Origin of the sequence: Hymenobacter lapidiphilus (assembly GCF_013377885.1) — a bacterium.
GTDB classification, from domain to species: Bacteria; Bacteroidota; Bacteroidia; order Cytophagales; family Hymenobacteraceae; genus Hymenobacter; species Hymenobacter lapidiphilus.
This window is the reverse complement of record NZ_JABKAU010000053.1, coordinates 1-22,190: the sequence shown is the minus strand read 5'-3', so window position 1 is coordinate 22,190 and position 22,190 is coordinate 1. Positions and strand designations below refer to the sequence as shown.

The window sequence follows — 22,190 nt, the reverse complement described above, 5'->3', positions numbered from 1 at the left end:
TGCGGCCGATTCAGCGAATGGCTTTCGATTGTTCAAATCCAGCCGGCAGATAGGCCGTGGGGCGGTATCGGGTGGCTTCGTAGCTGCGGATTTGCTGACCCAGTGCGGCTAGAAAAGGGAGTCCTACGGTTTCATACCCATAGGTGCCATCGTTGATAACGCCATTCTTGTTCACGTAGAGCACAGCGCTGAGCATGAATTCGGACTGCTTGGTGGAATCAGCGAAGTAGGCCACATCGGACAAGTAGCCGTGCGACATCCCTACTACATTATAGATGCGCAGGCCGGAATTTGTGACAGAGGTGGGTTTGCGGCCGTAGTGCAGGTATTTCTTGTAAGCATCAAAGTAGCGGGCTGGCTGGTAGAGCGAGTAGCCGGAGCCGTGGGGCGTGTGGTGTAGATAGTAGCGTATGAAGCTGTAATCGTCGGGGGTGAGCTGGAAACGCTGACTGGTGGGCACGGCTTCGGGGAACAGCAGGGCCCGAAGCATGCCGGTTATCGACTGTAGCGGCAGATAGTTGGCCGTGGTGAAATCGTAGGGGCCGGGCACGATGCGGCCGCCGGCTTGGTGCGCGCGGCCTTTGCTGATGCGGCCCAGCGGGGAATTGAACGGGTGGGGGTTGACGGCGGCGGGCTGTTGGTAGCTAACCTGGCCGGTGGCCGGGTCGCGAAACTCGATGGGGTTGGTATAGCGGTTGGCGGCAGTATCGCAGGGGGCGAAGCGGCGCACGATGCGGGTTTCGGGGTAGCCTAATTCGGCAAGACGCTCGTTGAGCGGGCGCTGTCCCAGGAATTCATAGAGGCGGTTGTAGGCCTGGTTGTCGCTAACGAGCAGCATGCGCTTGGCGTAGTTGCCGACGGTGTTCACGCGGTCAGAATCGGCGGTGGCGACGTAGGGCGCGGGCGTCTGGCAGCGAAAGGCGGTGCCGGTACGCATGGGCGAGCGACGGTTGAGGCCGGGCTGGTGCAGGCGGTTGAGCTTTTCGAGAGCCAGGGCCACGGTAGGCAGCTTAACAAGGCTGGCCGGATTGAAGTACTGGCCGGCATCGAGCCGATACGTGTGCTCGACGAAAGTGGGTTGCTGCTCGGCGTCGCGGTTGATTTGGGTGTAGATAATCTGCAACTCGTACTCTTCGGCGCGCTCCACCACAGGAAGCAGGCGGGCATCGGCGTGTAGCAGGCTATCAAGTAATGGGCTGTCGGGACGGGCGGGGGCGGGGCTGCTTGGCACGGCAGCCGGGCCCGAGGAAGACAAGAGGGTGCTAAGAAAGCCGCAGGCGAGCAGGGCAAGAGGACGCATCATATACTTAAAGGTCGGCAAAAACTGTTCCCCTCCCCTGTTAAAGTACTCCGCCGCAATACCTAAGGCGTGGCTGCTGCTTTCTTCGATTTGGTGTACCTATATATAAGGTAGGATTCTGCTGGCTTGGCAACGAAGCTGTTTAGGAAGTCAACTAGAACGTCATCCTGAGCTTGTCGAAGCATCTCTACTGCTTTGTAGTGGGGCGTTCAACGAGGCAGTAGAGATGCTTCGACAAGCTCAGCATGACGTTCATTTAAATAGCAGACACTTCCTAAACAGGTTCAACGGTAGGAATACACCAACCAAAAGGTCAGGACAGTCCCTCCTATCTTATTATACAAGCAAGCACCGGGCTCCTGCTGGAACCCGGCGCGGGTGTCTCTATGCTGCTGCTTCCCTCCTACTCAGCTACGGGGGTGGCGCGACGGGCGAGCAGCAGGTTGGAGTCGTTTTCGCGCCAGTTGTAGCCGGTACCGAAGGGCAGCGGGCGGGGCGGATTCGCTTTGTCGGTGTAGGCGGCCGTCATTTCGGGCTGGTACTGCTTGGCGAACAGGTTGATGGGGCGCTTATAGGTGCCGTAGTAGGTCAGCTGCCAATCGGTGGGCTGGAAGTACTTCATGGCAATACCCGAATCGTCCTGCAGCACGTAGTTGCTGCGCTCCAGCACCAGGTTGCGCACTTTGCTGAAGTAGGTTTTGTGCATCAGGTAGGTAGCCGATTTCACGTAGGTGGTCAGCGGGCCCAAGGTGCGCACGTATTTGAGGGCCGCCTCCTGGGTCTGGCCCAGCTTCCAGTCGCTGATATCGGCCGAGAAATACTGCACCGTTTTGGACTGGCCGCTGGCGGAGCGGAGTTTCAGCTCGACGCCGGGCACTACTTTCGGGCCGGGCTTGCGGATAAGGGCCGAATCGGCCTCGGCGAGCTGGCCGTCGGGTAGCAGCTGCACGTAACGCACGGATTCCACCTGGTGCTGGGTGCGGGCGGCGAAGAGCAGCATCAGCGGCAGCGCCCCATCCAACTCCACCGATTTGAGGTTGACGGCCATTGAGTTGGTGCGGAAGAAGCTGAAGTTCAATATCGACCACAACGACTCCTTGAGGGCCGGGAAAAGCTTGCTGTTTTCGAGGTTGGCGCGGCTGGGCACCGTACCCACGGGCTCCAGACCCAGCAACACGTAAGTCTGGCTAGCGGGGAACATGGTAGTCACGTTCAGCAAGTCGGGGCCGCTGAAGGGGTAGAAAATAGTGGGGCTGGCCGCCCGGACCGAATCCAGTTCGGTGGCGGCCCAGGCTTCTATTTTGGCCGTGCGCGAGGCGTGGTACTGGGTCCAGCTCTTGTTGGCATCGGTGGCATAAGCTTGCCAGGCGGGTTGGGCCTGCAGCTTTTGCAAGTCGCCGCCACGGCTTACGGGCAGGCCGGCCAAGTAAGCGGCCACGTTGTGGGTAGCCGCGGTATCGGGCGCGGCGGGCTTGACCGGCGCAACGGCTATGGCCTTGTCGGGTGCGGCGGCTGGGGGCGTGGCGGGCTGTTCGGTTTTTGTGGTAGAGGGTTCGTTGCAGGCGGCCAGCAGCAGCAGGACCGGCAGCAGGCGTTGAGCTTTTGAAAAGCGCATCATATATGGATGTTGAGAAGTTGTTAATTTTTCCGCAGCCGGCTAAGGCCGTACACCAGCAAGCCGACTACCAGGGTGGCGAGGCCGTAGAGGGTTTCGGTGGGTTTGTCGCGGGCAATGTACCAGAGGGTCCAGCCGTTGAGCAGCAGAAACAGCAGCGGCGTGAGCGGGTAGCCCCAGGCGCGATAGGGCCGTAGCAACTCCGGCTGCCGCACCCGCAGCACAAACAGGCCCAGCACCGTTAGGAAGGTAAATAGCGTCAGAATAAAGCCGGCGTACACCACCACCTGGGAAAATGACGACTCCATGACGAACAGCAGCGTGAGGACCAGCTGAAACAGTAGCGCCCGCACCGGTACGCCGGCCGCACTGCGTTTGGCCAGGAACCGCAGCGCCGGCAAATCTTCGCCCATTACCTGCACAATGCGGGGGCCGGCAAAAATCATGGAGCTGATGGTGGACACGAGCAAAGCCGCAATCAGCCCGCCCATGAGCCGGCCGCCGCCGGGCCCGAACAGGTTGGTAGCCGCTACGAAGCCCACTTCCACCTGGCCCTTGAGCGCACTTATAGGCGTGGAATACAGGAAAATGAAGTTCAGGGCCACGTAGAGCACCAGCACCAGGGCGGTGCCGGTCAGCAGAATCCGGGGCAGGTTGCGTTGGGGCTGGTCGATTTCGCCGGTCAGGTACACGGCCGCGTTCCATCCCGAGTAGGCATACGAGACGAAAATGAGGGACACGGCGAAAGCCGGGCTTAGCAAGATGTTCCAGTCGGCCGGGCCCTGGGGCAGGAAGGCCAGCGGCTGGGGCGTGGCGACCAGCAGCCCCACGCCAATAAACCCAACCAGCACGACCACCTTAATGGCGGTTACCGCCACTTGCAGGCGGCTACCGACGCGGCTGCTGATGCCGTGCACCAGCGTGAGCAGCAGCACGACGCTCACGGCCAGCAGCTTGGGTGGCAGGCCGGGCCATACGCTGGCGGCGTACTGCTCCAGCGCCAGCGCGGCAGCGGCGGTGGGGGCCGCAAAGCCCACCGTAGCCGACACCCAGCCCGACAGAAACCCCAGTGCCGGGTGGTAGATCTTCGACAGATAGTGGTACTCGCCGCCCGAGCGGGGCAGGGCGGCGGCTAGCTCGCCGTAGCTCAGGGCGCCGCACAGGGCAATAATGCCGCCCACCACCCACAGCATCAGCAGCGCAAACCCGCTCTGAATATCGAGCACCTGAAACCCGAGGCTGGTAAAAACGCCGGTGCCCACCATGTTGGCCACCACTATCGACACGCCCGTCAGGACACTGATTTTGTATGCGGGAGTATTGGGTTGGCTCATGCAGGGGCGGTTGGCGGGCCAAAGATGCGGAATTCAACCCAAGCCCGCCCAGCTTACCTCGATAAGCTGCGCTTGCCGGCAATATGGCTTTTTACTGTTTCCTGAGCATCTTTAGTTTTTGATGCTGCCCGGCCAGTCCAACCCAATACCACTTTAGGTTTTGTGCGCTATGCCTTCTATTATCAACTACGCGCCTCCCGCTATGTACGCGCTATTGGCAGGCCTGCTACTCGCCTTACCCGCCTGCCAGGCGGGCAAACCGGGGGCTGATGCGGCTAAGCGCGCCCCCGCGACGAGTGAGTACCGCCTCGACCCGGCAGCGACCAAGCGGCAGTTCGCCCTCCCTCCCACCCAGGTAATGGTGTTCGGTCTGGAGCATCTCGATACCGCTCCCCCCGCTTTTCAGGTGGCATGGCTGGAGCCTATTTTATGTCGTCTGCAGGCGTATAAGCCCGACGTTATCCTGACCGAGGCCATGTCGGGTGAGCAGATAATGGGCCTGGAAGCCTACGCCGCCTACCACGGCGATGCCGGCAAGTACGGCGGCCCGACGCTGCAAATGGCCAAAACGGCGCAGGCTCACCTCAGCCTTACGGCGGCCCAGGCGTTGGTGCAGGCCAACGTGCTCAGCGGGCAGTCCAACCTCACTGCCGGGCAGCGCCGGCAGCTGGCGCACCTGTTTGTAGCCGCCGCCGAGCCGTTTTCTGCCGCCGTGCAGTGGATACGCCTAGCCCCGGCGGAGCGCACGGCCACCGACGGCATCGCGCCCAAGCTGGTTTCGCAACTTAATGCCTTTGCCAGGGCACGCAGCGAAATATCCTCCATTGGAGTGCGGTTAGCGGCCGACTTGGGCTTGGAGCGTGTCTACGGCGCCGGCGACCATTTGAGCGACGTGGCCCTGCCTGACAATGCCGCCATGAATGCGGCCATTGTTGCCGAGCCGGGAATGGTGGACTCATTCAATCACCGAACCCCCGCCTTCCAGTCGATTCCCGAGGATACCATGAAGCTGCGGACGGCGGCTCAGGTGCTACCCGTTATGAAGTGGCGGAACTCGTCGCGCTTTGCCGAACTGGATGCCGACGCCCAATGGCTGGCCATACTCCGCAGTGATAAGATGGGTCGCGTGGGTCGGCAGCGCGTAGCCGCCTGGGAGGCCCAAAACCTGCGCATGGCTGTAGCCATCCGCGAGGCCACAGCTCCCATCGCCGGCGGCCGGGCGCTTCTGATTGTCGGCGCGGCCCACAAATCATTCATTGAATCCTACCTGCGCACCTTTACCGATGTAGAAGTGGTTTCCGTGCCGGACATGCTCGACACCAAGCCGGCAGGTTGCAATGAGTAGGAAGAACGATTATCAGTAGAAGTCACTTCCCACAAAAAAAACCACAACATCAATTGTGGGGTTTTTTAACAGAAAATCGATAGCCAAAAACAGTCCCATAGAAAGCCAGCCAGCAACTAAACAGAGGCTACTTTGGGGCGCTTGTAGAGCGGGACGGTGCTGCACGGCTCACCGTACATGATGCTGCTGGCCACGGGGAGCAGCTTCTGCATAATGGCCACGTAGGCGTAGGTGGGCACGGGTTTCTCGCCGCAGCCTTTGATAACCAGCTTGGCGTCGCGGTACTGCTCGGCGTCGATGGCGAGGATGGCCTCGTGGAACAGGTCCTGCTCCAGGGCAGCCAAGTCGCCAAACACGTAGCGGTGGGCGTGGCCCTGCAGCTTGCCGGCCAGTACCATGTAGGCCCAGGTGGGCACAATGGCATCGGCCGAGCAAATAACGGCCACGTTCTGGCCGTCGTACTGGCTCCAGTCGTGGTCCTTCACAAAGGCGCGGAAATCCTTTTCGCGCAGCATCAGGCCCTGGAACAGGTTGTCCTTGATGTCGTACACCACCCGTTCGCCGGGGTGGATAAAGTCTTCGAGGTTGAGCGTAACGAGGGCGCTTTGCGCAACCCGGTTGATGAATTCTTCCATGAGTAGAGGTGCGAAAGGAGAAGTTAAGAAAGGTGACGCTTAACGCTTTTACACAGCAGCACCGTTCTTTTCCTACTTCGCTTTTGGTGTTGTCGTGTACACTTCCTTAAGGTAAAACGGCTCGTAGTAGGCTACGTCGCGAAACTCCTGACGCTGATAGGCCTCCCGGGCAAGCTCCCCTACGGCCACGGCCGAGGGTTCTATGCCAGCCAGAAATACGGCGTGGGGCTGGTTGGCTACCAGCGGCTGGAACTTGGCGGCTCCGCTGCCAAAGAACAACACCGGCTGGCCGGCCATTTGTTCGGTTAGCGCCGTTTCGTCGAGTAGCAGGGGCGCGGGGGGCAGCACTTCGGAGCCGTCGGCCCGGTAGAGGGCAGCGTACACTTCGAGGCGGCGGGCGTCAATCATCGGGCAGTAATGGTACTGCCCGGGTTGGGCGGTGCTGCCTATTACCTGCCGGGCCAGCGCGGGCAGCGTGCCCACGGCCAGCAATGGCACATCGAGCGCATAGCATAACCCCTTGGCCGCGGCGGCCCCAATACGCAGGCCGGTGTAGGAGCCGGGGCCGTCGGATACAGCCACCGCTGCCACATCGGCCAGGGAGTGCAGCATATTTTCCAGCAGCTGGCTGATAAGTACGCTCAAGTGCGAGGAGTGCGATTTTTCGAGCCGCAGCTCGGATTGCCCCAGCAACCGGCCGGTTTCGAGATGGTGAACAGCCACCGAGCAGACGGGTGACGAGGTTTCTAAAGACAGCAGCAGCGAAGACATGGCGTAAAGGTACGGCCCGGCAAGCTGCTGGTGCCGCGGGCCGGCTGGAATTTAACTGTTGAACGGCTACCGACCAGATTTCAGGGCTGGCGGGAGCTACACCCAAAAGCGTACGTGTACCTTGGAGCTACTTTCAACCCGTTCCGTTATGCGCTTCACCGTCGCGGCCGTGCAGGCTGCCCCCGTTTATCTCAACCTGGCTGCCTCGCTGGCCAAAGCCGAAACCCTGATTGCCCAGGCCGCCGCCCAGGGCGCGAAACTGGTGGTGTTTCCCGAAACCTGGCTGCCCGGCTACCCGGCCTGGCTTGACTCCTGCCGCGACGTGAACCGTTGGGATTCGGTGGCCGTGAAGCAGGTGTACCGCCGCCTCGCCGACAACAGCGTGGTAGTGCCCGGCCCCGTCACCGAGGCCCTGGGAGCCGCCGCCCGCGCCCACGGCGTGATCCTGAACATGAGCGTGCACGAGCGAGTAGATGCCGGGCCGGGCCGGGGTACGCTCTACAACACCATGCTACTGTTCGGCGACGATGGCACGTTGCTGCACGTACACCGCAAGTTGATGCCTACTTATACCGAGCGCCTCATCTGGGGCCAGGGCGACGGGCAAAGTCTGCAAGCCACCGCCACACCGCTGGGCCGCATGGGCGGGCTGATTTGCTGGGAGCATTGGATGCCGCCGGCCCGCCAGCGCCTGCACGAATCGGGCGAGGACGTGCATGTAGCCGCCTGGCCTCACGTGAAAGAAATGAACCTGTTAGCCAGCCGCCACTATGCCTTCGAGGGCCGCTGCTTCGTGGTGGCGGCCGGGGCCCTGATGGCTGTGCGCGACCTGCCGGCCGGACTCGAACCCCTTCTGGAATTACAGGCCGACCCCGATGCCCTGCTACTGCGCGGCGGCAGCGCCATAATCGGCCCCGACGGCACTATCCTGGCCGGCCCGATCTTCGACGAAGAAATTATCCTGACGGCCGAAATCGACTTGGCCCGCATCCGGGAGGAGCAAATGGCCCTCGACGTAACCGGCCACTACGCTCGCCCCGACATATTCGGACCGCTTTGAAAGGCCAGTAAGGCGTGCATCACCTCTTGACGACAGGCGTTGGGTTAAATAAGCCCACCACTTTACCGGGTTTTCAGGCGCTCCGACTGTTACATAGCAAGTTGTTTCGCCATCCTCCCGCATGAAATGTGCGCTGCTTTTGCTGACTCCCGGGCGTAGGGGCATTGCCGCTGGGCAAAATCCAACTAAAAAAGCAGCCGCGACTTGCGGCTGCTTTTTTAGTTTTAGTCGTCTGACTGCTTGAATTATTGCCCTCCACTGCTGTTGCGCCGGCCCTCGGGGCGGGTTTTGGCTTCTTCGGTGCCGGTACGCAGCAAAGCGCTGTAGCGCGACTGGTCGTTGAGCACGCTCAGGGCCATCAGAATATTGGGGTCGTCGTCGAAGCTGGCCTCGATACCTCCCTTCTGGAAGTAGTAGCGCGAAACTATTTCCTGCTCCAGCAGCTCCCGGATTTCAGGCTTGAAGCGTGTCAGGTCGTTGGCTTTATTGGTCGTGACTTTGCGGCGCGTGGCTTCCAACTCCGTTTTCACGTCATCATAGTGTTTTTCAGCCTTGAGCTTCCTGGTGAGGCTGGTCAGGGCCTTTTCGGTTTCCGTTTCGTAGCTGATGTCCTTGCCCTTGAGGTAGTCGACGAACTGCTGGTAATCGGCATCCGTAAGCTTGAATTGCCGAGCCGTCGTGATAGTCGGGTGCTGGGCGCGGTAACGGGTGGCGTAATCGAAGAGGTAGCTTTTCTGGAGTAGCACCCGGGTGATATCGGCAATTTCGCGCTCCTGCACGGCCACATCGGGCGCCACGCCGCCGCCGTCGTACACGGCGCGGCCGGCCTGGGTTTTAAAGGCCGTGCGCAACGAGTCGGGCACTTTGCCCAGCGTGCCGTCGTCGGCGCGGTGCGAGTAGTCGATTTCCTGGATGCAACGCCCGCTCGGAATGTAATATTTAGCGGTTGTTACCTTCAGCTGCGAGTTGTAGCTCAGCGGCCGGGTGGCCTGCACCAGTCCTTTACCGAATGTACGCTCGCCCACCAGCACAGCCCGGTCGTAGTCCTGCAACACACCCGACACAATTTCCGAAGCCGAAGCCGAGCGGTTGCTCGTGATAACGACAATCGGAATCTGGGTGTCCAGCGGCATATCCAGCGCCTTGTAGGTCTTGTTCCAGTCGGCCACCTTGCCTTTGGTGCTCACAATGTCGCGGCCCTTGTCCACGAACAGGTTGGAGATGTTGACGGCCTCGTTGAGCAGGCCGCCGGGATTGTCGCGGATGTCGAAAATCAGCTTTTTGGCCCCTTGCTCCTTGAGCTTGGTAACGGCCAGCCGCACCTCCTTGCCCGCATCCACGGTAAAGCCGCTGAGCTGGAAGTAGCCGATTTCGGGCGTCAGCATGCCGTAGTAGGGCACATTATCCACCTGAATTTTGTCGCGGGTGATGTTGATTTCTACTGGCGCATCCTGGCCGAAGCGGGTTACGAGCAGCTTCACCACCGAGTTGGCCTGGCCTTTCAGCAGCTTGCTCACATCGGCGTTCGACTTCTTCTCGACCACTACCCCGTTAATATTCAGAATTTCGTCGCCGGGCAACAGACCAGCTTTCTGGGCCGGATAGCCTTCGTAGGCAGCCTGCACCACGGTTTTGCCGTTGCGCTTGCTCACCACCGCCCCAATGCCGCCGTACTGCCCGGTCGTCATCGTGCGGAAGTCCTCGATATCGTCCTCGGCAATGTAGTTGGTATAGGGGTCGAGCGACTTAAGCATGGCGTCGATGCCCGTTTTCACCAGCTTGGCCGGCGGCACCTCGTCCACATAATAGGTATTCACCTCCTTAAAAAGAGTGGCGAAAATGTCGAGGTTCTTGGCAATTTCGAAGTATCGCTCGTTATCGGCCGGCCGAAAGGATACAAGCAGGGCGGCTCCACCCAGGAAAGTGGCCGCCAGAATAGACTTTTTGCGCATAGAAGGGGCTGAATAATAACACAACGATGCGGCAATGCCGGAATGTTCCGGTTGGTCCGCTGCGATGCGCGTCGGTTACATTAGGAACCGCTGCCGGTACCGGGGGTTGCACCGGCATCTGTCAGTAAACGCTCCAGCCCTGAATTTAGCTTTTTTTCGAGCAGTGCCAAGGGCTTTTTTTCCTTGCCGGTGTAAATAATAGCCAACTGGGCCACCCGGTGGCCACCTTCGGCTTCTACGAGCCGGTATTTATTGAGGCGCCAAGCCTCACGCATCAGCCGCTTAAGATAATTGCGGTCAACGGCCCTTTTAAAGTTGCGCTTACTCACGCTTACCAGCACCTGCGGCGGGGCAGTAGTGGGTTCGGGCGCGGCCAGCCACACCAGCCGCAAGGGGTACAAACCAAAAGAAGAACCCCGGCCGAAAAGCTCTTCAATGAGCTTTTTGCGGCACAGATGTTCTTCTTTCGGAAACGAGTATTTCCTAGCTTTTAGCTCGTTGCTGTTAGCTGTTGGCTCGTTCACGGGCAGTTGTTTTCAGAATTCGGGCCGAATGCCATAGCCATGTAGCGCGAAGCTTCCGCTTCGCGTTTCGTTGCCGAATGCCATGTTGCGGGCAATCGTTCAGCGAAACGCGAAGCGGAAGCTTCGCACTACAGCCCAACGCCTCGAAAATCACGAAAGCGCGGCAATAAAAAGCTAACGGCTATCAGCTAAAAGCTAGTAGCTTAAATGCTACCGCTTGTGACGGCCTTCGTCGGATACGGTCAGGCGCTTGCGGCCTTTGGCCCGGCGGCGAGCAATTACATTGCGGCCGTTAACGGTTTCCATGCGCGAGCGGAACCCGTGCTTGTTGCGGCGCTTGCGCTGCGAGGGCTGAAAAGTACGTTTCATGGTATTGGTGATTGACTCAGTTACAACTAGGGCGGGCAAAGGTAGCGCACTGATTTTAAAAAGACAAGTTGCCGGGCAAGTTTTGGTGCGGGTTGCTGGTCAGATTCGTCAGTAGACGGTAGGTTGCTGAAAAAGAACGTCATGCTGAGCGAAGCCGGAGGCGTAGTCGAAGCATCTCTACCGCTTTGTTGCAGCACTATTGATTACTACTTCGGTAGAGATGCTTCGACTACGCTCCGCTGCGCTCAGCATGACACCGTTCTTTACTGCCCCTGTCCCCCCAAACAACCAGCCCCTACCTTCGTGTAGCCTTTCCAAAGCCCTGTCTATGCTACACTACCACGTTTCCTTCGATAATCCACTTACCGCTTACCTGCAGATTCAGATGACGTTTGAGGTGCCCGCCGAGGCCACCGAACCGCTGGAGCTGCAGCTGCCGGCGTGGCGGCCGGGGCGCTACGAGCTGCAGAACTTTGCCCAAAAGCTGCAGCACGTAGTGCTGGAGGATGCCGCGTCGGGTGAGGCGCTGGAGGCCCGTAAAATCACCAAGGACCGGTGGCGGCTGAGCGGTGCAGCGGGCCGGATGGTGCGGGTGCGCTACAATTTCTACGCCCACCAGATGGACGCCGGCGGCTCCTGGCTCGATGAAAGCCAGCTCTACCTGAACCCCGTGCAGGCCTTTATGTACATTGAGGGCCGCCAAAACGAAACCTGCCAGCTGCTGCTCGACATCCCCGACGACTGGCAGATTGCCTGCGGGCTGCCCCAGCGCGGCCCCCGGCTGCTGGAGGCGCAGAGCTTCGACCACCTCGCCGACTCGCCCCTGATTGCCAGCCCCACGCTGCAGTACCGCAACTACGAGGTGCAGGGCGTCCCGTTTTACATCTGGATTCAGGGCGAGTGCCCCATTGATTGGGCGCGGCTAGTGCGCGACTTCCGGGCCTTCAGCGAGGAGCAGCTGCAGCTGTTCGGCGGCTTCCCGGCCCAGGACTTCCACTTCCTGAACGAGATTCTGCCCTACCCTCACTACCACGGCGTCGAGCACCTGAACTCGACCGTTATTACGCTCGGGCCGGGCGAGTTACTGATGAGCGATGGGCTGTACAAGGAGCTGCTGGGCGTAAGTAGCCACGAGCTGTTCCACGTATGGAATATCAAGAGCATCCGGCCCATTGAGCTGCAGCCCTACGATTTCAGCCGCGAGAACTACTTCCGCACCTGCTTCGTGGCCGAAGGGCTTACCACGTACTATGGCGACTACCTGCTGGCCCGCGCCGGCGTGTTTTCGGCCGCGCAGTATTTTCAGGAGTTGAACGGGGTGCTGCGCAAGCACTACGACGATTACGGCCGCTACCATCTGTCGGTGGCCGATGCCAGCATGGATCTTTGGCTCGACGGCTACAAGCCCGGCGTGCCCGACCGTAAGGTGTCGGTGTACCACAAAGGCGCGCTGGCGGCTTTGCTGCTCGACCTGACCCTGCGCCAGCTTTCGGCCCACCAGAAAAGCCTCGACGACGTGATGCGCCAACTCTGGGCCGAGTTTGGCCAGACCGGCACGGGCTACACCGAAGCCGATTACCAGCGCGTAGTGAGCGAAGTGGCGGGGCGCAGCATGCAGGCCTATTTCGACAAGTTCATCTATGGCACGGCCCCGCTCGAAGAGCCGCTTAACCGGGTACTGGGCTTCGTGGGCTGCCGGCTACTGACAGAAGAAAACGTTTCGGCCGCCGAGGGCATCTACGGCTTCCGGGCCGTGCTGCGCGAGGGCCGCACCGAGGTAACCAACATCCTGCCCGATGCCCCCGCCGCCCTAGCCCTCACCGTGGACGATGAAATAGTAGCCGTAAACGGTCGCCGCGTGGCCCAGAACCTGCAAATACTGCTCGCCGACGGCGCCGACCGCCACGAGCTGACGATATTCCGCCAGCACCGGCTGCTGACAGTGGAGCTGCAGGCCGACCCGGCCCACCGCTTCTGGCAGAAATTCACGGTAGAAAAGCTGACTACGGCCACACCGGATCAGCAGGCCAGCTTCAGGCAGTGGCTGAAACAGGATTTCCACCTTCCAACTAACGCCTGAAATCTGCGGGCCGGACCTTCTATCACCCAAGTTCCGGCGTAGCTTACCGGAACGCAAGCTGCTCTAAGATGCTGGCTCGGTCCGGAGGTTTGCCTTATGGCAGAGGTCAGGCCGGGCAGGCGTTGAGAATGTTGAGGTTATCCGCATGATTTCCGGCGGTACCATGCATAACGAGCGGGCGGTTTTGGTACCTTTGCAGAACGAATTCTGCCTGGCTGGTGAAATTCAGTTTTGTCTGCGGGCCCCCCACCCCGCACCGCCGGCTTTTAGGCACTTAGTAGCTTGTTTCTGTCCCTCCGCTTCCTGTCTGCCCGACAACGCCGCGTCTTCCGAATCACCTCGACCCTGCCCGTCATGTTCCGGTTCCGTACCGCCGCCGCTGCCCTGCCCCTGGCACTGGCGTTGCCGGCCTGTTCGTTGCGGATGCAGCCGGCGGAGAAAGCCCGCCCGAATGTTCCGCTACTGGCACAGCCAGCACCGGCCCCCACACCGCCCCGTATTTATCGGCTCGAGCGGCTCGATACACTGGTACAGGTGTCGGGGCGGGTGCTGCGCATTTATCCGGCGGCCCGCCCGGTGTATGAGCAGTTGAGTAGCCCTGCCTGGGTGGTAGCCAAGCCAGCTTCGGCCGAGGAGGAAGATTCGTTTCTGGATTTCACGGCGGAAGAGCGGCAGCGGCTGGCCAAAGCCGGTCCGCAGGTAACGCGCACCGGCCGCACTCTGCACTTGCGCCCCGGCAAAGCCCCCGAGCTACGGCTGGCCAACAAGCCCGTCGATGATGAGCGCTACATTGCGTACGAGTACGTAGCCGCGCTGCCCGAAATCCGGCAGTGGCTGCTGTCGGTGCATCTTTACGAGGGCGGCTACTTCATGCTCATTGACCAGCGCACCGGCCGCCGCACGCAACTGATGGCCGCACCCGTTATTGCCCCCGACGGCCGCCATTTCGTGTGCGGCAACTCCGATGTGCTGGCCCGCTTCGAGCCCAGCGGCCTGCAGCTCTGGAGCCTCGACGAGGCGGCCCCGCGTCTGCTCTGGGAGCGGCGTACCGAGTGGGGCTGCACCCAGCCACGCTGGCTCGACAACCGCACTATCCTCTTCGAGCAGGATTTCTTCGACAAAGGCGACGTAGATACGCGGGTAGTCCGACTGCGGGTACTGCCTTAGTTGTTAGTTGAAAAAAACGAAGAAGGCCCCATACTCGATTGAGTGCGGGGCCTTCATTTGGTTGGATTAGCGAGGGTTTCTGCACTAAAGCTAACGGCTAATAGCTAATAGCTTTCAGCTAACAGCTCCAAACCTAGTTGTCCTTGCTGTTGTCGCTGCCTTTACCGGCTTTGGCGTTGCCATCGACGGAAGCGGGCTTGTTGTTCTGGGGGTTGCTGCGGGGCTTATTATAAGGCGCCTGCGTGGTTTCGTTGAGGTTGCCGCCGGCCGTATTGCCCTTAGTGGGGTTACCGTCCTGGGTTATCGAGTTGCGGCTGGGGTTCTGCACCACCGAGTTATTGCTGTCGGTGTTAGCCGGATGAACGTTTTCACCGCCGCCGTCGGGGTTTTGCAGGTTCGGTACCTCGGGGTTCTCTTTGTACTGCGTGTCCTTGCTCATGACTATAGGATTTTACGAGTGAAAAGAAGGTCTTGGTATGCTGCGGCGAATGCAGGAAACGGGACAATGCGCGGGGCTACTGTTCAGCCGAACCAAGCGCATTTCGTACGCTTTCACATTCGCTACCCTACTATTTACCCTTTCGCTCCCGGAAAGGTTGTGTGATCCGGCCTTAACATTCAGGCCATAAAAAAGCGTCATGCCGGCCAACAGACCAACACGACGCTTCAGATACGGAAAGCAACAACGGCTATTAGCCCTGCGCTACAGCCATAGCGGGCTGCACGGCCACGAGGTCGGCGAAGAGCTGCTCACGGGCTTCAATTTCCTCATTTGTCAGGTTGAGCAGGCGCTCAGTGCCGAACTTCTCGACGCAGAACGAAGCCATAGCCGAGCCATGTACCACGGCGCGTTTCATGTTCTCGAAGCTGATGTCGTCGGTGGCGGCCAGGTGACCGATGAAGCCACCCGCGAAAGTGTCGCCGGCGCCGGTTGGGTCGAATACTTCCTCCAGCGGCAGGGCCGGGGCGTAGAATATGTGGTTGGTGTTGCCCTTGCGGTGGAACAGCAGCGCGCCGTGCTCGCCTTTCTTGATGATGAGGTACTTCGGACCCATGGCCATAATCACGTTGGCGGCCTTCACCAGCGAGTGCTCGCCCGAAAGCTGGCGCGCTTCTTCGTCGTTGATGCTGAGTACATCGACCATCTCAATGGTCGTTTTCAGCTCGTCCAGGGCAATATCCATCCAGAAGTTCATCGTGTCCATCACGATGAGCTTAGGACGGTTGACGAGGCGCTGGATAACGAGGCGTTGCACTTGGGGCGAGAGGTTGCCCAGCATCAGGTACTTGCAATCCTGGTAGGAGTCGGGCAGTACCGGGTCGAAATCGGCCAGCACGTTGAGCTCGGTTACGAGGGTTTCGCGCGAGTTCAGGTCGTTGGAGTACTTGCCCGACCAGAAGAACGACTTCTCGCCCTCCTTGATCTGCAGGCCTTCGGTATCGACGCCGTGCTCCTGAAGCAGCAGGATATCCGACTGCGGGAAGTCGTCGCCCACAACGGCCACGATTTTCACCGGCTTCACCGAGTACGAGGCCGACAGGCCGATATAGGTAGCCGCGCCACCCACGATTTTGTCGGTTTTGCCAAAGGGAGTTTCCAGGGCGTCGAAGGCCACCGTGCCGATAATTACCAGACTCATAGAGCAGAAGAGAAAAAAGGGTTCAATAGGTGAAGATACACTGGCAGGCCAACAGCCGGCGGGCCGAAATTGTCCCGCCAACGGCCGCAAAATCCCCGATGGGACTTGTGATGGCAAAGAAAAAAGGCCTCTACCAGAGCGGAGAGGCCTTTTTTCAGGATGGGTAAATAATGGGGCTCGAACCCACGACCTTCGGAATCACAATCCGACGCTCTAACCAGCTGAGCTATATCTACCGTGTTGGGTGTTGATGCCACAAAAGTAGCGTACTGCGGCGGATTGCCAAAGGTTTCGCGTACTTTTTTTTGTGTATTCCTGCCATCTGTCATCCTGAGCGCAGCGAAGGATCTGGCCAGAAGCTGTTCTCCGTTTTTGAAGATGGCTCCTAACCAGGTCCTTCGCTTTACTCAGGATGACACGTAGTACCGCTGGTATTCGCCGTACCTTTGCAGCTTACAACCCGTACCATGTCTGATTCGCCCGCGCCCGTTTCCTTTGCCGATTTCAAGCTCAACAAGCAGCTGCTGACGGCCGTGGCCGAGGCCGGCTTCACGGAGCCCACGCCCGTGCAGGTGCAGACGATACCACTGCTGCTGGCCGGCCACGACGTGCTGGGCATTGCCCAAACGGGCACCGGCAAAACGGCTGCCTTTGGTTTGCCACTACTTATGAAGGTGAAATATGCCCAGGGCGACCACCCGCGGGCACTAATTATGGCGCCTACCCGCGAGCTGGCTATGCAGCTGGAAAAGCATCTGCAGAAGCTGGCGGTACACACCGATCTGCGCATTTTCGCCATTTATGGCGGCCTGGGACCCAAAACCCAGATTGAAACCATTGCCAAGGGCGTCGACATTCTCATTGCCACGCCCGGCCGCCTGATGGAGTTGTACCTGAAAGGCTCGCTGGTGCTCAAGGAGCTGAAAACACTGGTGCTCGACGAGGCCGACAAGATGATGGACATGGGCTTTATGCCCCAGATTCGGCGGCTGCTGGAGGTTATTCCGCGCAAGCGCCAGAACGTGCTGTTCTCGGCCACCATGCCCGACAAGGTGACCACGCTGAGCGAGGAGTTTCTGGAGTTTCCGGTGCGGGTGGAGGTAACGCCGGCCGCTACTTCGGCCCAGAACGTGACCCAGAGTCTCTACGAGGTGCCCAACCTCATCACCAAAATCAACCTGCTGGAGTACCTGTTTCTCGACTGGGACACCTTCCACCGGGTGATGATTTTCACCCGCTCGAAGGCCAACGCCGAGAACGTGGCCAGCTTCCTGGCGCGCAAGGGCCACGGCGAAGTGCGAGCCATCCACGGCAACAAGGGCCAGAATACGCGCATCAACGCTATGGAGGGCTTTAAAGCCGGCGAGGTCCGCTTCCTAGTGGCCACTGATGTGGCGTCGCGTGGCATCGATGTGCCCGAAGTTAGCCACGTCATCAACTTCGATGTGCCGCTGATTTACGACGATTACGTGCACCGCATCGGGCGTACGGGTCGGGCCCAGCATACCGGCGCGGCCATCACGTTTGCCAACGAAGCCGAAATGCACCATATGCAGCGCATCGAGGAGCTGATTCGGCAGCCCATTCCGCTGCTGCCGCTGCCGCCCGAGGTGAAGGTGGTGCCCACCTCGTTTGAGGAGCAGCAGGAAATGGACCGCGAAAAAGATGAGCGCCGTCAGCGCGAAGACCCCACGTTTAAAGGGGCGTTCCACGAGCGGCAGGAGTGGCTGAAGCCCGGCGTGACCATCGATAAGCGCACGGGCCGCGAATATGTGGCCCAGCCCAACCGCAGCCAGAAGGGCAGCAAGGTGAGCCCCGGCAAAGGCCGCGGCTCCTCGCCTGGTGCCAAAGCGTTAAGCGCCGCCAAGGGCCGTGTCGAAAACAGGCGCAAGCGGCGGTAATTGGGGATATTGAGGCTCAGTCAATAAAAAACGTCATTCTTCGCCGCGCTCTGAATGACGTTCCTTTTAGGTTCTGCTAGTGAAATATAGGCAGATGGCTGAAGCGCACGACCAGCATCGTGAGGGCGAAACCCCAGAATACGGCGCTCCAGGCCATGTGCAGCAGAATGCGCCAGCGCGGCACGTGCAGCTGGGTGGCAATAACAGTACCGCCGATGGGACTGAACAGGATGGGCGTCAGGAAGGCAATGCCCGTCATGCCGAAGCGACGGTAGATGCGCACGATGGTGCGGGTGCGGCGGCTGAACAACGGCTTGCCCTTTTCCAGCCGCCGCCGCCGCATGTGCAGCGCCCAGGTCTTGCCAACACCCGAAATCAGAATTACCGTCGTCATCATACCGGCCACCGTGAGGGCCCAGATAACGGCCACCGGCAGGCCCGCCGCCACGCCCGTAATGGGCGCGCCAACGAACTTGAACATGCCGAAAGCAAAAACGGCGGCGTATTTCAGCAGGGCTGGAAGCAATTTTTTTTAAGCTTTTAGCTGACAGCTGGTAGCTGATAGCTTTCGTTTGGTAGAATTAGGTTTCGCGGAGAGCCACAGTAATAGCAATCCACCCACTCCTGGATGCGGGGTAGTCATCCAACGCACTTGGCGGGAAGAACTGTTCAATAGAACAAAAGCTATTAGCTAACCGCTGTTAGCTAATAGCTCGCCGAAAGCTAGAGCTTGCTGCCATACGATAGGTCGCCGGCGTCGCCGAGGCCGGGCACAATGTAGGCCTGGTCGTTAAGGTCGTCGTCGAGGGCAGCCAGCCAGAGCGTGGCTTCGGGCACTTCGCGCGTGACGTACTCGACGCCCTGTGGCGAGGCAATAACGGCCGCGATGTACACCTGGCGGGGTGTGCCGAAGCGCAGCATAGCCCGGTAAGTCTGCACCAGGCTCTTACCCGAGGCGAGCATGGGGTCCACCAGAATTAGTACCCGCCCGTCGAGGCTGGGGGCCGAGAGGTAATCGACCTGCACCTGCACCTGGGCTGTGCCCTCGATGCGGTAAGCGGCCGCGAATGCCGATGGCGACTGGTCGAAGTAATTAAGAAAGCCTTGATGGAACGGCAGACCGGCCCGTAGCACGGTGGCCAGCACCGGGAAATCGGAGAGGTGCATGCTGCTGGATTCGCCCAGCGGCGTACGCACGGTTTTGGTGGTAAAATCGAGGCCGGCGCTGATGTTGTAGGCCATGATTTCGCCCAGCCGCTGCAGGTTGCGGCGAAAGCGGAGCGAGTCTTTTTGCACATCTACGTCGCGCAGCTCGGCCAGAAAGTGGTTGGCAATGGAAGGTTGGGCGCACAGAATCCGTACGCGGGCGTTGGCGTGGGCGGCGGCAGTCGAGTCGGCAGAGTTAGGCGTTAGGGCATCCATTGCAGGTACCAGGGGCGTTGGGAGGTGAAGGATAGGGCCGCGTACGGGACGGGCGCGGCCCCGAAGTTGGCGAAAAAACGGGCAATGGCGGGCAGCATCCCGCCCTCGAAATCGAGTATCAGTCCCGGCGTACCGGCATGGCGGCGGATGGCATCATCGAGCAGCAGCAGCGGCGCGGCGGCTTTTTTACCCTCATCGGAAGCCGCCGCGAACAGGTAAACCAGGCGGCTGCGGTAGTGCACGAACAGGGCGCCGGCCAGCAGCGCGCCGGTTTCGGGCTGGCGCACGGCCCGGGCTTCGAGTAGCTGCCGGCGTTGCAGTTCGGCCAGCAAGCGGCGCAGGCGGGTGTAGTGGCGCGGCTGTAGGCCGGCGGCGGGTCCTTTGGTTTGTTGAAACAAGGCCAGCAGCGGTTCGGTATAGGGCAGCTCGGTTATGGCCAGCGGGGCGGCAGCGGCTTCGTGGCGCAGCAGGCGGCGGCGGTAGTCGGGGCAATAGCCGGCCCGCAGGGTTTTATAGGTGGGGCTAAGGTCGAGCTGGTAGGTCTGCCGGGCTTCAACAGCGAACTGGCCGGGTAAGGTGGGCAGGCCGTTAGTCTCGTTGAGCTGGGTGTAGAAACGGGCGTAGCGCTGGGTAAGCCCGGCCAGTTCGGGGCCAATGCTGGGAGCATCTTCACCACAAGAAATAAGACCCAACTGCTGGGTGAACGGCGGCTGGTACACCTGCCGGCCGCCCGGCCGCCACTTGGCGGGCAGCGGCCAGACGTGGAGGTAGCGGCCGGTTTCGGGCTCGATTCGCACCAGCGCATCCCAGCGGCCGGCCGTGGCCCGCAGCCACCAGCTATGCGCGTACGGCACCGGCTGCCGCGCCCCGGCCACGCAGGCATCCCAGGCAGGCAGGTTGAGTTCCGGGAAGCGTAGCAGGCGAAACGGGGGCATGGGGCGAACGAAGGACTTGGTGAGCGGGTGGGCAAAGAACGTCATTCAGAGCGCAGCGAAGAATCTCGCGTGCTGACATTGTACTAGTGATTGGCCGATGATTTCACGCGAGATTCTTCGCTGCGCTCTGAATGACGTTCTTCAAATCTTCTTCCTACTTCTCCAACCCGTTGCCCACTGAAACTCCGTAGTTTTGCTGCCCCGTCAACCAGCTCCGGCGTCGCGGGCTTCCGCTTATGAAAAACACCTACCTGCTGCTGCCGTTGCTGGCGCTGCTGGCGGCCCCGGCGGCTGCCCAGGACACGCCCACCACCCGCCCCACCGACGGGCAGGGCAACTGGCTCATATATGACCAGCCTCCCAAGCCCGTCGTGGATGAACCGGTGGCTAAAACCACGATGGGCACCACGTACGTGCCGCTCGACAACGACATCTACCGGCTCATCGACCGCTACGCCATCCTGCAGGGCTCCGATTCGCTGGGCGATATTCATACCTCGGTGCGGCCTTACACCCGCGCGGCCGTGGCCCGGCTGGCCGAGCGCATGCTGGCCGATTCCAGCGCCGGCCTCTCGGCCCAGGACCGCTTCAATGCGCGCTACTTTTTGCGCGACAACTGGCACGACACCCAGCTTGATTCGGAGATAAACGCCCGCTCCAAGCCCTATCTGGGGGTTTTGTATGAGCGGCAGTCCGATTTGTACAGCGTGGAAACGCCCGACTTCTCGCTGCGCGTGAATCCGGTGGCGGGCCTGAGCCTGGGAAATAACGATGGGGCCAAGAACTACTCCTTCCTCAATACCCGCGGCGTGCAGGTAGAAGGCACCATAGATCAGCGCCTGGGCTTCTATGCCTTTCTGGCCGACAACCAGATGGCCGTGCCGTTTTACGTGCAGGAGCGCGTGGAGCGCGACCGGGCGGTGCCACACGAGGGCTTCTGGAAGCCCTTTAAAACTACGCCCGGCCAGTACGATTTCCTGTCGGCGCGCGGCTACGTTACCTACGCCGCCGGCCGCCATGTGAGCCTGCAGCTGGGCCACGACCGCAACCAGATCGGTAACGGCTACCGCAGCCTGATTCTATCGGATTACTCCTCGCCCTACCTGTTTTTGAAGGTGCAGACCCGGGTGTGGAAGTTCAAGTACCAGAACCTGTTTGCCCAGCTCATCACCGACCCCTCGGACCGGGATGCCGCCTACGACCGTAAGTTCCTGGCCATGCACCACTTGAGCCTCGACGTGCTGCCCAACCTCAACATTGGCCTGTTCGAAAGCATTCTGTCAGGTTCACGCCGAACCGATTCGGTACAGGTGCAAACGACCCAAAACGGCGTTACCACTTATACGCTAGAGGCGCAACGGCGCAACACATTCGAACTCCAGTACCTCAACCCGATTATTTTTTACCGCGCCATTGAGCAGAGCGTGGGCTCGGCTGATGGCAACGCCCTGCTGGGCCTCGATTTCAAGTGGAACATCAAGAAGCGGGTGCAGGTCTATGGCCAGATCGTGCTGGATGAGTTCGTGTTGAGCCAGATTCGGGCGGGCAATGGCTGGTGGGCCAACAAGCAGGCCGCACAGCTCGGAGCCAAGTACATCAACGTGGCCGGCATCAAGAACTTCGATCTGCAAGGCGAATTCAACTTCATCCGGCCTTTTACCTACCAGGCCATTGATAAGTATCGCGACTATCAGCACGCCGCCCAGCCGCTGGCCCACCCTATGGGCGCCAACCTCTGGGAGCTGATTGGCATTGCCAGCTACCAGCCCCTGCCCCGCCTGCACGTAGTGGGCAAGGGCTTTTTGGTGAAGCAGGGCCTCGACCCAGTGGGCCAGAACTTCGGCTCCAATGTGCTGCTGCCCTACACACCCCGCCCCGGCGATTTCGGCTTCAGCGTCGGCAGCGGCATCACGTCCTACCTGCTGCACACCGACCTGACAGCCTCCTACCAGGCCGCCCACAACCTGTTCCTCGACGCCAAGCTCGTCTACCGCAACCGAACCTTCTCCGGCAACGCGCCCATTCCCGCTTACTACACGGCCGGCAACGGGGCCCTGGCCTCGGTCGCCCTGCGCTGGAACATCGCCCAGCGCCTGCACGAGTTTTAAAATCGGGGATTAGGCCGTTAGGTGTTATGCTA

General features: G+C 60.4%; 19 protein-coding genes and 1 tRNA gene. 6 read left to right on the top strand and 14 right to left on the bottom strand.

Annotated elements, in window-relative coordinates; genetic code table 11:
• Positions 1 to 10: 10 nt before the first annotated feature.
• The 3 genes from HW554_RS18490 to HW554_RS18480 form a co-directional block, all read right to left on the bottom strand.
• On the bottom strand, positions 11 to 1,303 hold the full coding sequence (locus HW554_RS18490; RefSeq protein ID WP_176910032.1) for a serine hydrolase: 1,293 nt from the start codon (positions 1,301 to 1,303) through the stop codon (positions 11 to 13).
• 400 nt (positions 1,304 to 1,703) lie between these two features.
• Positions 1,704 to 2,918: a hypothetical protein gene (locus tag HW554_RS18485; protein WP_176910031.1), complete on the bottom strand. Its 1,215-nt coding sequence runs from the start codon at positions 2,916 to 2,918 to the stop codon at positions 1,704 to 1,706.
• 20 nt (positions 2,919 to 2,938) lie between these two features.
• Positions 2,939 to 4,249 (bottom strand): APC family permease, encoded by a 1,311-nt coding sequence (locus tag HW554_RS18480; RefSeq protein WP_176910030.1) that lies wholly within the window; start codon positions 4,247 to 4,249, stop codon positions 2,939 to 2,941.
• Between the two features lie 169 nt (positions 4,250 to 4,418).
• Here HW554_RS18480 and HW554_RS18475 point away from each other — a divergent pair, with 169 nt between their 5' ends.
• Complete coding sequence (locus HW554_RS18475) at positions 4,419 to 5,594, top strand: DUF5694 domain-containing protein (RefSeq protein WP_176910029.1); 1,176 nt, start codon at positions 4,419 to 4,421, stop codon at positions 5,592 to 5,594.
• Positions 5,595 to 5,710: 116 nt separating this feature from the next.
• Here HW554_RS18475 and HW554_RS18470 read toward each other — a convergent pair whose 3' ends face one another.
• Both HW554_RS18470 and tsaB read right to left on the bottom strand, forming a co-directional pair.
• Positions 5,711 to 6,229, bottom strand: coding sequence for a DUF2480 family protein (locus HW554_RS18470; protein ID WP_176910028.1), 519 nt, complete (start codon positions 6,227 to 6,229; stop codon positions 5,711 to 5,713).
• 72 nt (positions 6,230 to 6,301) lie between these two features.
• Positions 6,302 to 7,000 carry a tRNA (adenosine(37)-N6)-threonylcarbamoyltransferase complex dimerization subunit type 1 TsaB gene (gene tsaB, locus HW554_RS18465; protein WP_176910027.1) on the bottom strand — a complete coding sequence of 233 codons (699 nt, stop codon included), beginning with the start codon at positions 6,998 to 7,000 and terminating at the stop codon, positions 6,302 to 6,304.
• A 148-nt stretch (positions 7,001 to 7,148) separates the two neighbouring features.
• Between tsaB and HW554_RS18460 the strand changes: the two genes are divergently transcribed.
• Positions 7,149 to 8,060: a carbon-nitrogen hydrolase family protein gene (locus tag HW554_RS18460; protein WP_176910026.1), complete on the top strand. Its 912-nt coding sequence runs from the start codon at positions 7,149 to 7,151 to the stop codon at positions 8,058 to 8,060.
• A 245-nt stretch (positions 8,061 to 8,305) separates the two neighbouring features.
• Here HW554_RS18460 and HW554_RS18455 read toward each other — a convergent pair whose 3' ends face one another.
• The 3 genes from HW554_RS18455 to rpmH all read right to left on the bottom strand — a co-directional run bounded on the left by HW554_RS18455 (position 8,306) and on the right by rpmH (position 10,905).
• Complete coding sequence (locus tag HW554_RS18455) at positions 8,306 to 10,012, bottom strand: S41 family peptidase (protein WP_176910025.1); 1,707 nt, start codon at positions 10,010 to 10,012, stop codon at positions 8,306 to 8,308.
• Between the two features lie 80 nt (positions 10,013 to 10,092).
• Positions 10,093 to 10,536: a ribonuclease P protein component gene (locus tag HW554_RS18450; RefSeq protein WP_176910024.1), complete on the bottom strand. Its 444-nt coding sequence runs from the start codon at positions 10,534 to 10,536 to the stop codon at positions 10,093 to 10,095.
• A 210-nt stretch (positions 10,537 to 10,746) separates the two neighbouring features.
• Positions 10,747 to 10,905 carry a 50S ribosomal protein L34 gene (gene rpmH, locus HW554_RS18445; RefSeq protein ID WP_092743544.1) on the bottom strand — a complete coding sequence of 53 codons (159 nt, stop codon included), beginning with the start codon at positions 10,903 to 10,905 and terminating at the stop codon, positions 10,747 to 10,749.
• Between the two features lie 328 nt (positions 10,906 to 11,233).
• On the opposite strand from rpmH, the gene HW554_RS18440 reads away from it, so the two are divergent.
• Together HW554_RS18440 and HW554_RS18435 are read left to right on the top strand one after the other, a co-directional pair.
• Positions 11,234 to 12,985 carry a M61 family metallopeptidase gene (locus HW554_RS18440; RefSeq protein ID WP_176910023.1) on the top strand — a complete coding sequence of 584 codons (1,752 nt, stop codon included), beginning with the start codon at positions 11,234 to 11,236 and terminating at the stop codon, positions 12,983 to 12,985.
• Between the two features lie 354 nt (positions 12,986 to 13,339).
• Positions 13,340 to 14,152 carry a hypothetical protein gene (locus HW554_RS18435; protein ID WP_176910022.1) on the top strand — a complete coding sequence of 271 codons (813 nt, stop codon included), beginning with the start codon at positions 13,340 to 13,342 and terminating at the stop codon, positions 14,150 to 14,152.
• Positions 14,153 to 14,285: 133 nt separating this feature from the next.
• Here the strand turns inward: HW554_RS18435 and HW554_RS18430 are convergent, their stop codons facing one another.
• The 3 genes from HW554_RS18430 to HW554_RS18420 all read right to left on the bottom strand — a co-directional run bounded on the left by HW554_RS18430 (position 14,286) and on the right by HW554_RS18420 (position 16,028).
• Positions 14,286 to 14,591 carry a hypothetical protein gene (locus HW554_RS18430; RefSeq protein WP_176910021.1) on the bottom strand — a complete coding sequence of 102 codons (306 nt, stop codon included), beginning with the start codon at positions 14,589 to 14,591 and terminating at the stop codon, positions 14,286 to 14,288.
• Positions 14,592 to 14,844: 253 nt separating this feature from the next.
• A complete protein-coding gene (locus HW554_RS18425) occupies positions 14,845 to 15,792 on the bottom strand; it encodes a PfkB family carbohydrate kinase (RefSeq protein WP_176910020.1) in 948 nt (315 codons plus the stop codon).
• A 162-nt stretch (positions 15,793 to 15,954) separates the two neighbouring features.
• Positions 15,955 to 16,028 (bottom strand) — tRNA-His (locus HW554_RS18420).
• 231 nt (positions 16,029 to 16,259) lie between these two features.
• On the opposite strand from HW554_RS18420, the gene HW554_RS18415 reads away from it, so the two are divergent.
• Positions 16,260 to 17,693, top strand: a complete 1,434-nt coding sequence (locus HW554_RS18415; RefSeq protein ID WP_176910019.1) for a DEAD/DEAH box helicase — start codon at positions 16,260 to 16,262, stop codon at positions 17,691 to 17,693.
• A gap of 76 nt (positions 17,694 to 17,769) precedes the next feature.
• Here the strand turns inward: HW554_RS18415 and HW554_RS18410 are convergent, their stop codons facing one another.
• The 3 genes from HW554_RS18410 to HW554_RS18400 all read right to left on the bottom strand — a co-directional run bounded on the left by HW554_RS18410 (position 17,770) and on the right by HW554_RS18400 (position 20,095).
• Positions 17,770 to 18,174: a hypothetical protein gene (locus tag HW554_RS18410; protein WP_176910018.1), complete on the bottom strand. Its 405-nt coding sequence runs from the start codon at positions 18,172 to 18,174 to the stop codon at positions 17,770 to 17,772.
• A gap of 242 nt (positions 18,175 to 18,416) precedes the next feature.
• Positions 18,417 to 19,115, bottom strand: a complete 699-nt coding sequence (gene upp, locus HW554_RS18405) for a uracil phosphoribosyltransferase (protein WP_176910017.1) — start codon at positions 19,113 to 19,115, stop codon at positions 18,417 to 18,419.
• On the bottom strand, positions 19,103 to 20,095 hold the full coding sequence (locus HW554_RS18400; protein WP_176910016.1) for a GNAT family N-acetyltransferase: 993 nt from the start codon (positions 20,093 to 20,095) through the stop codon (positions 19,103 to 19,105). The genes upp and HW554_RS18400 overlap by 13 nt, the downstream gene beginning before the upstream one ends.
• Positions 20,096 to 20,286: 191 nt before the next feature.
• Between HW554_RS18400 and HW554_RS18395 the strand changes: the two genes are divergently transcribed.
• Positions 20,287 to 22,158, top strand: coding sequence for a hypothetical protein (locus HW554_RS18395; protein ID WP_176910015.1), 1,872 nt, complete (start codon positions 20,287 to 20,289; stop codon positions 22,156 to 22,158).
• Positions 22,159 to 22,190: the final 32 nt, after the last annotated feature.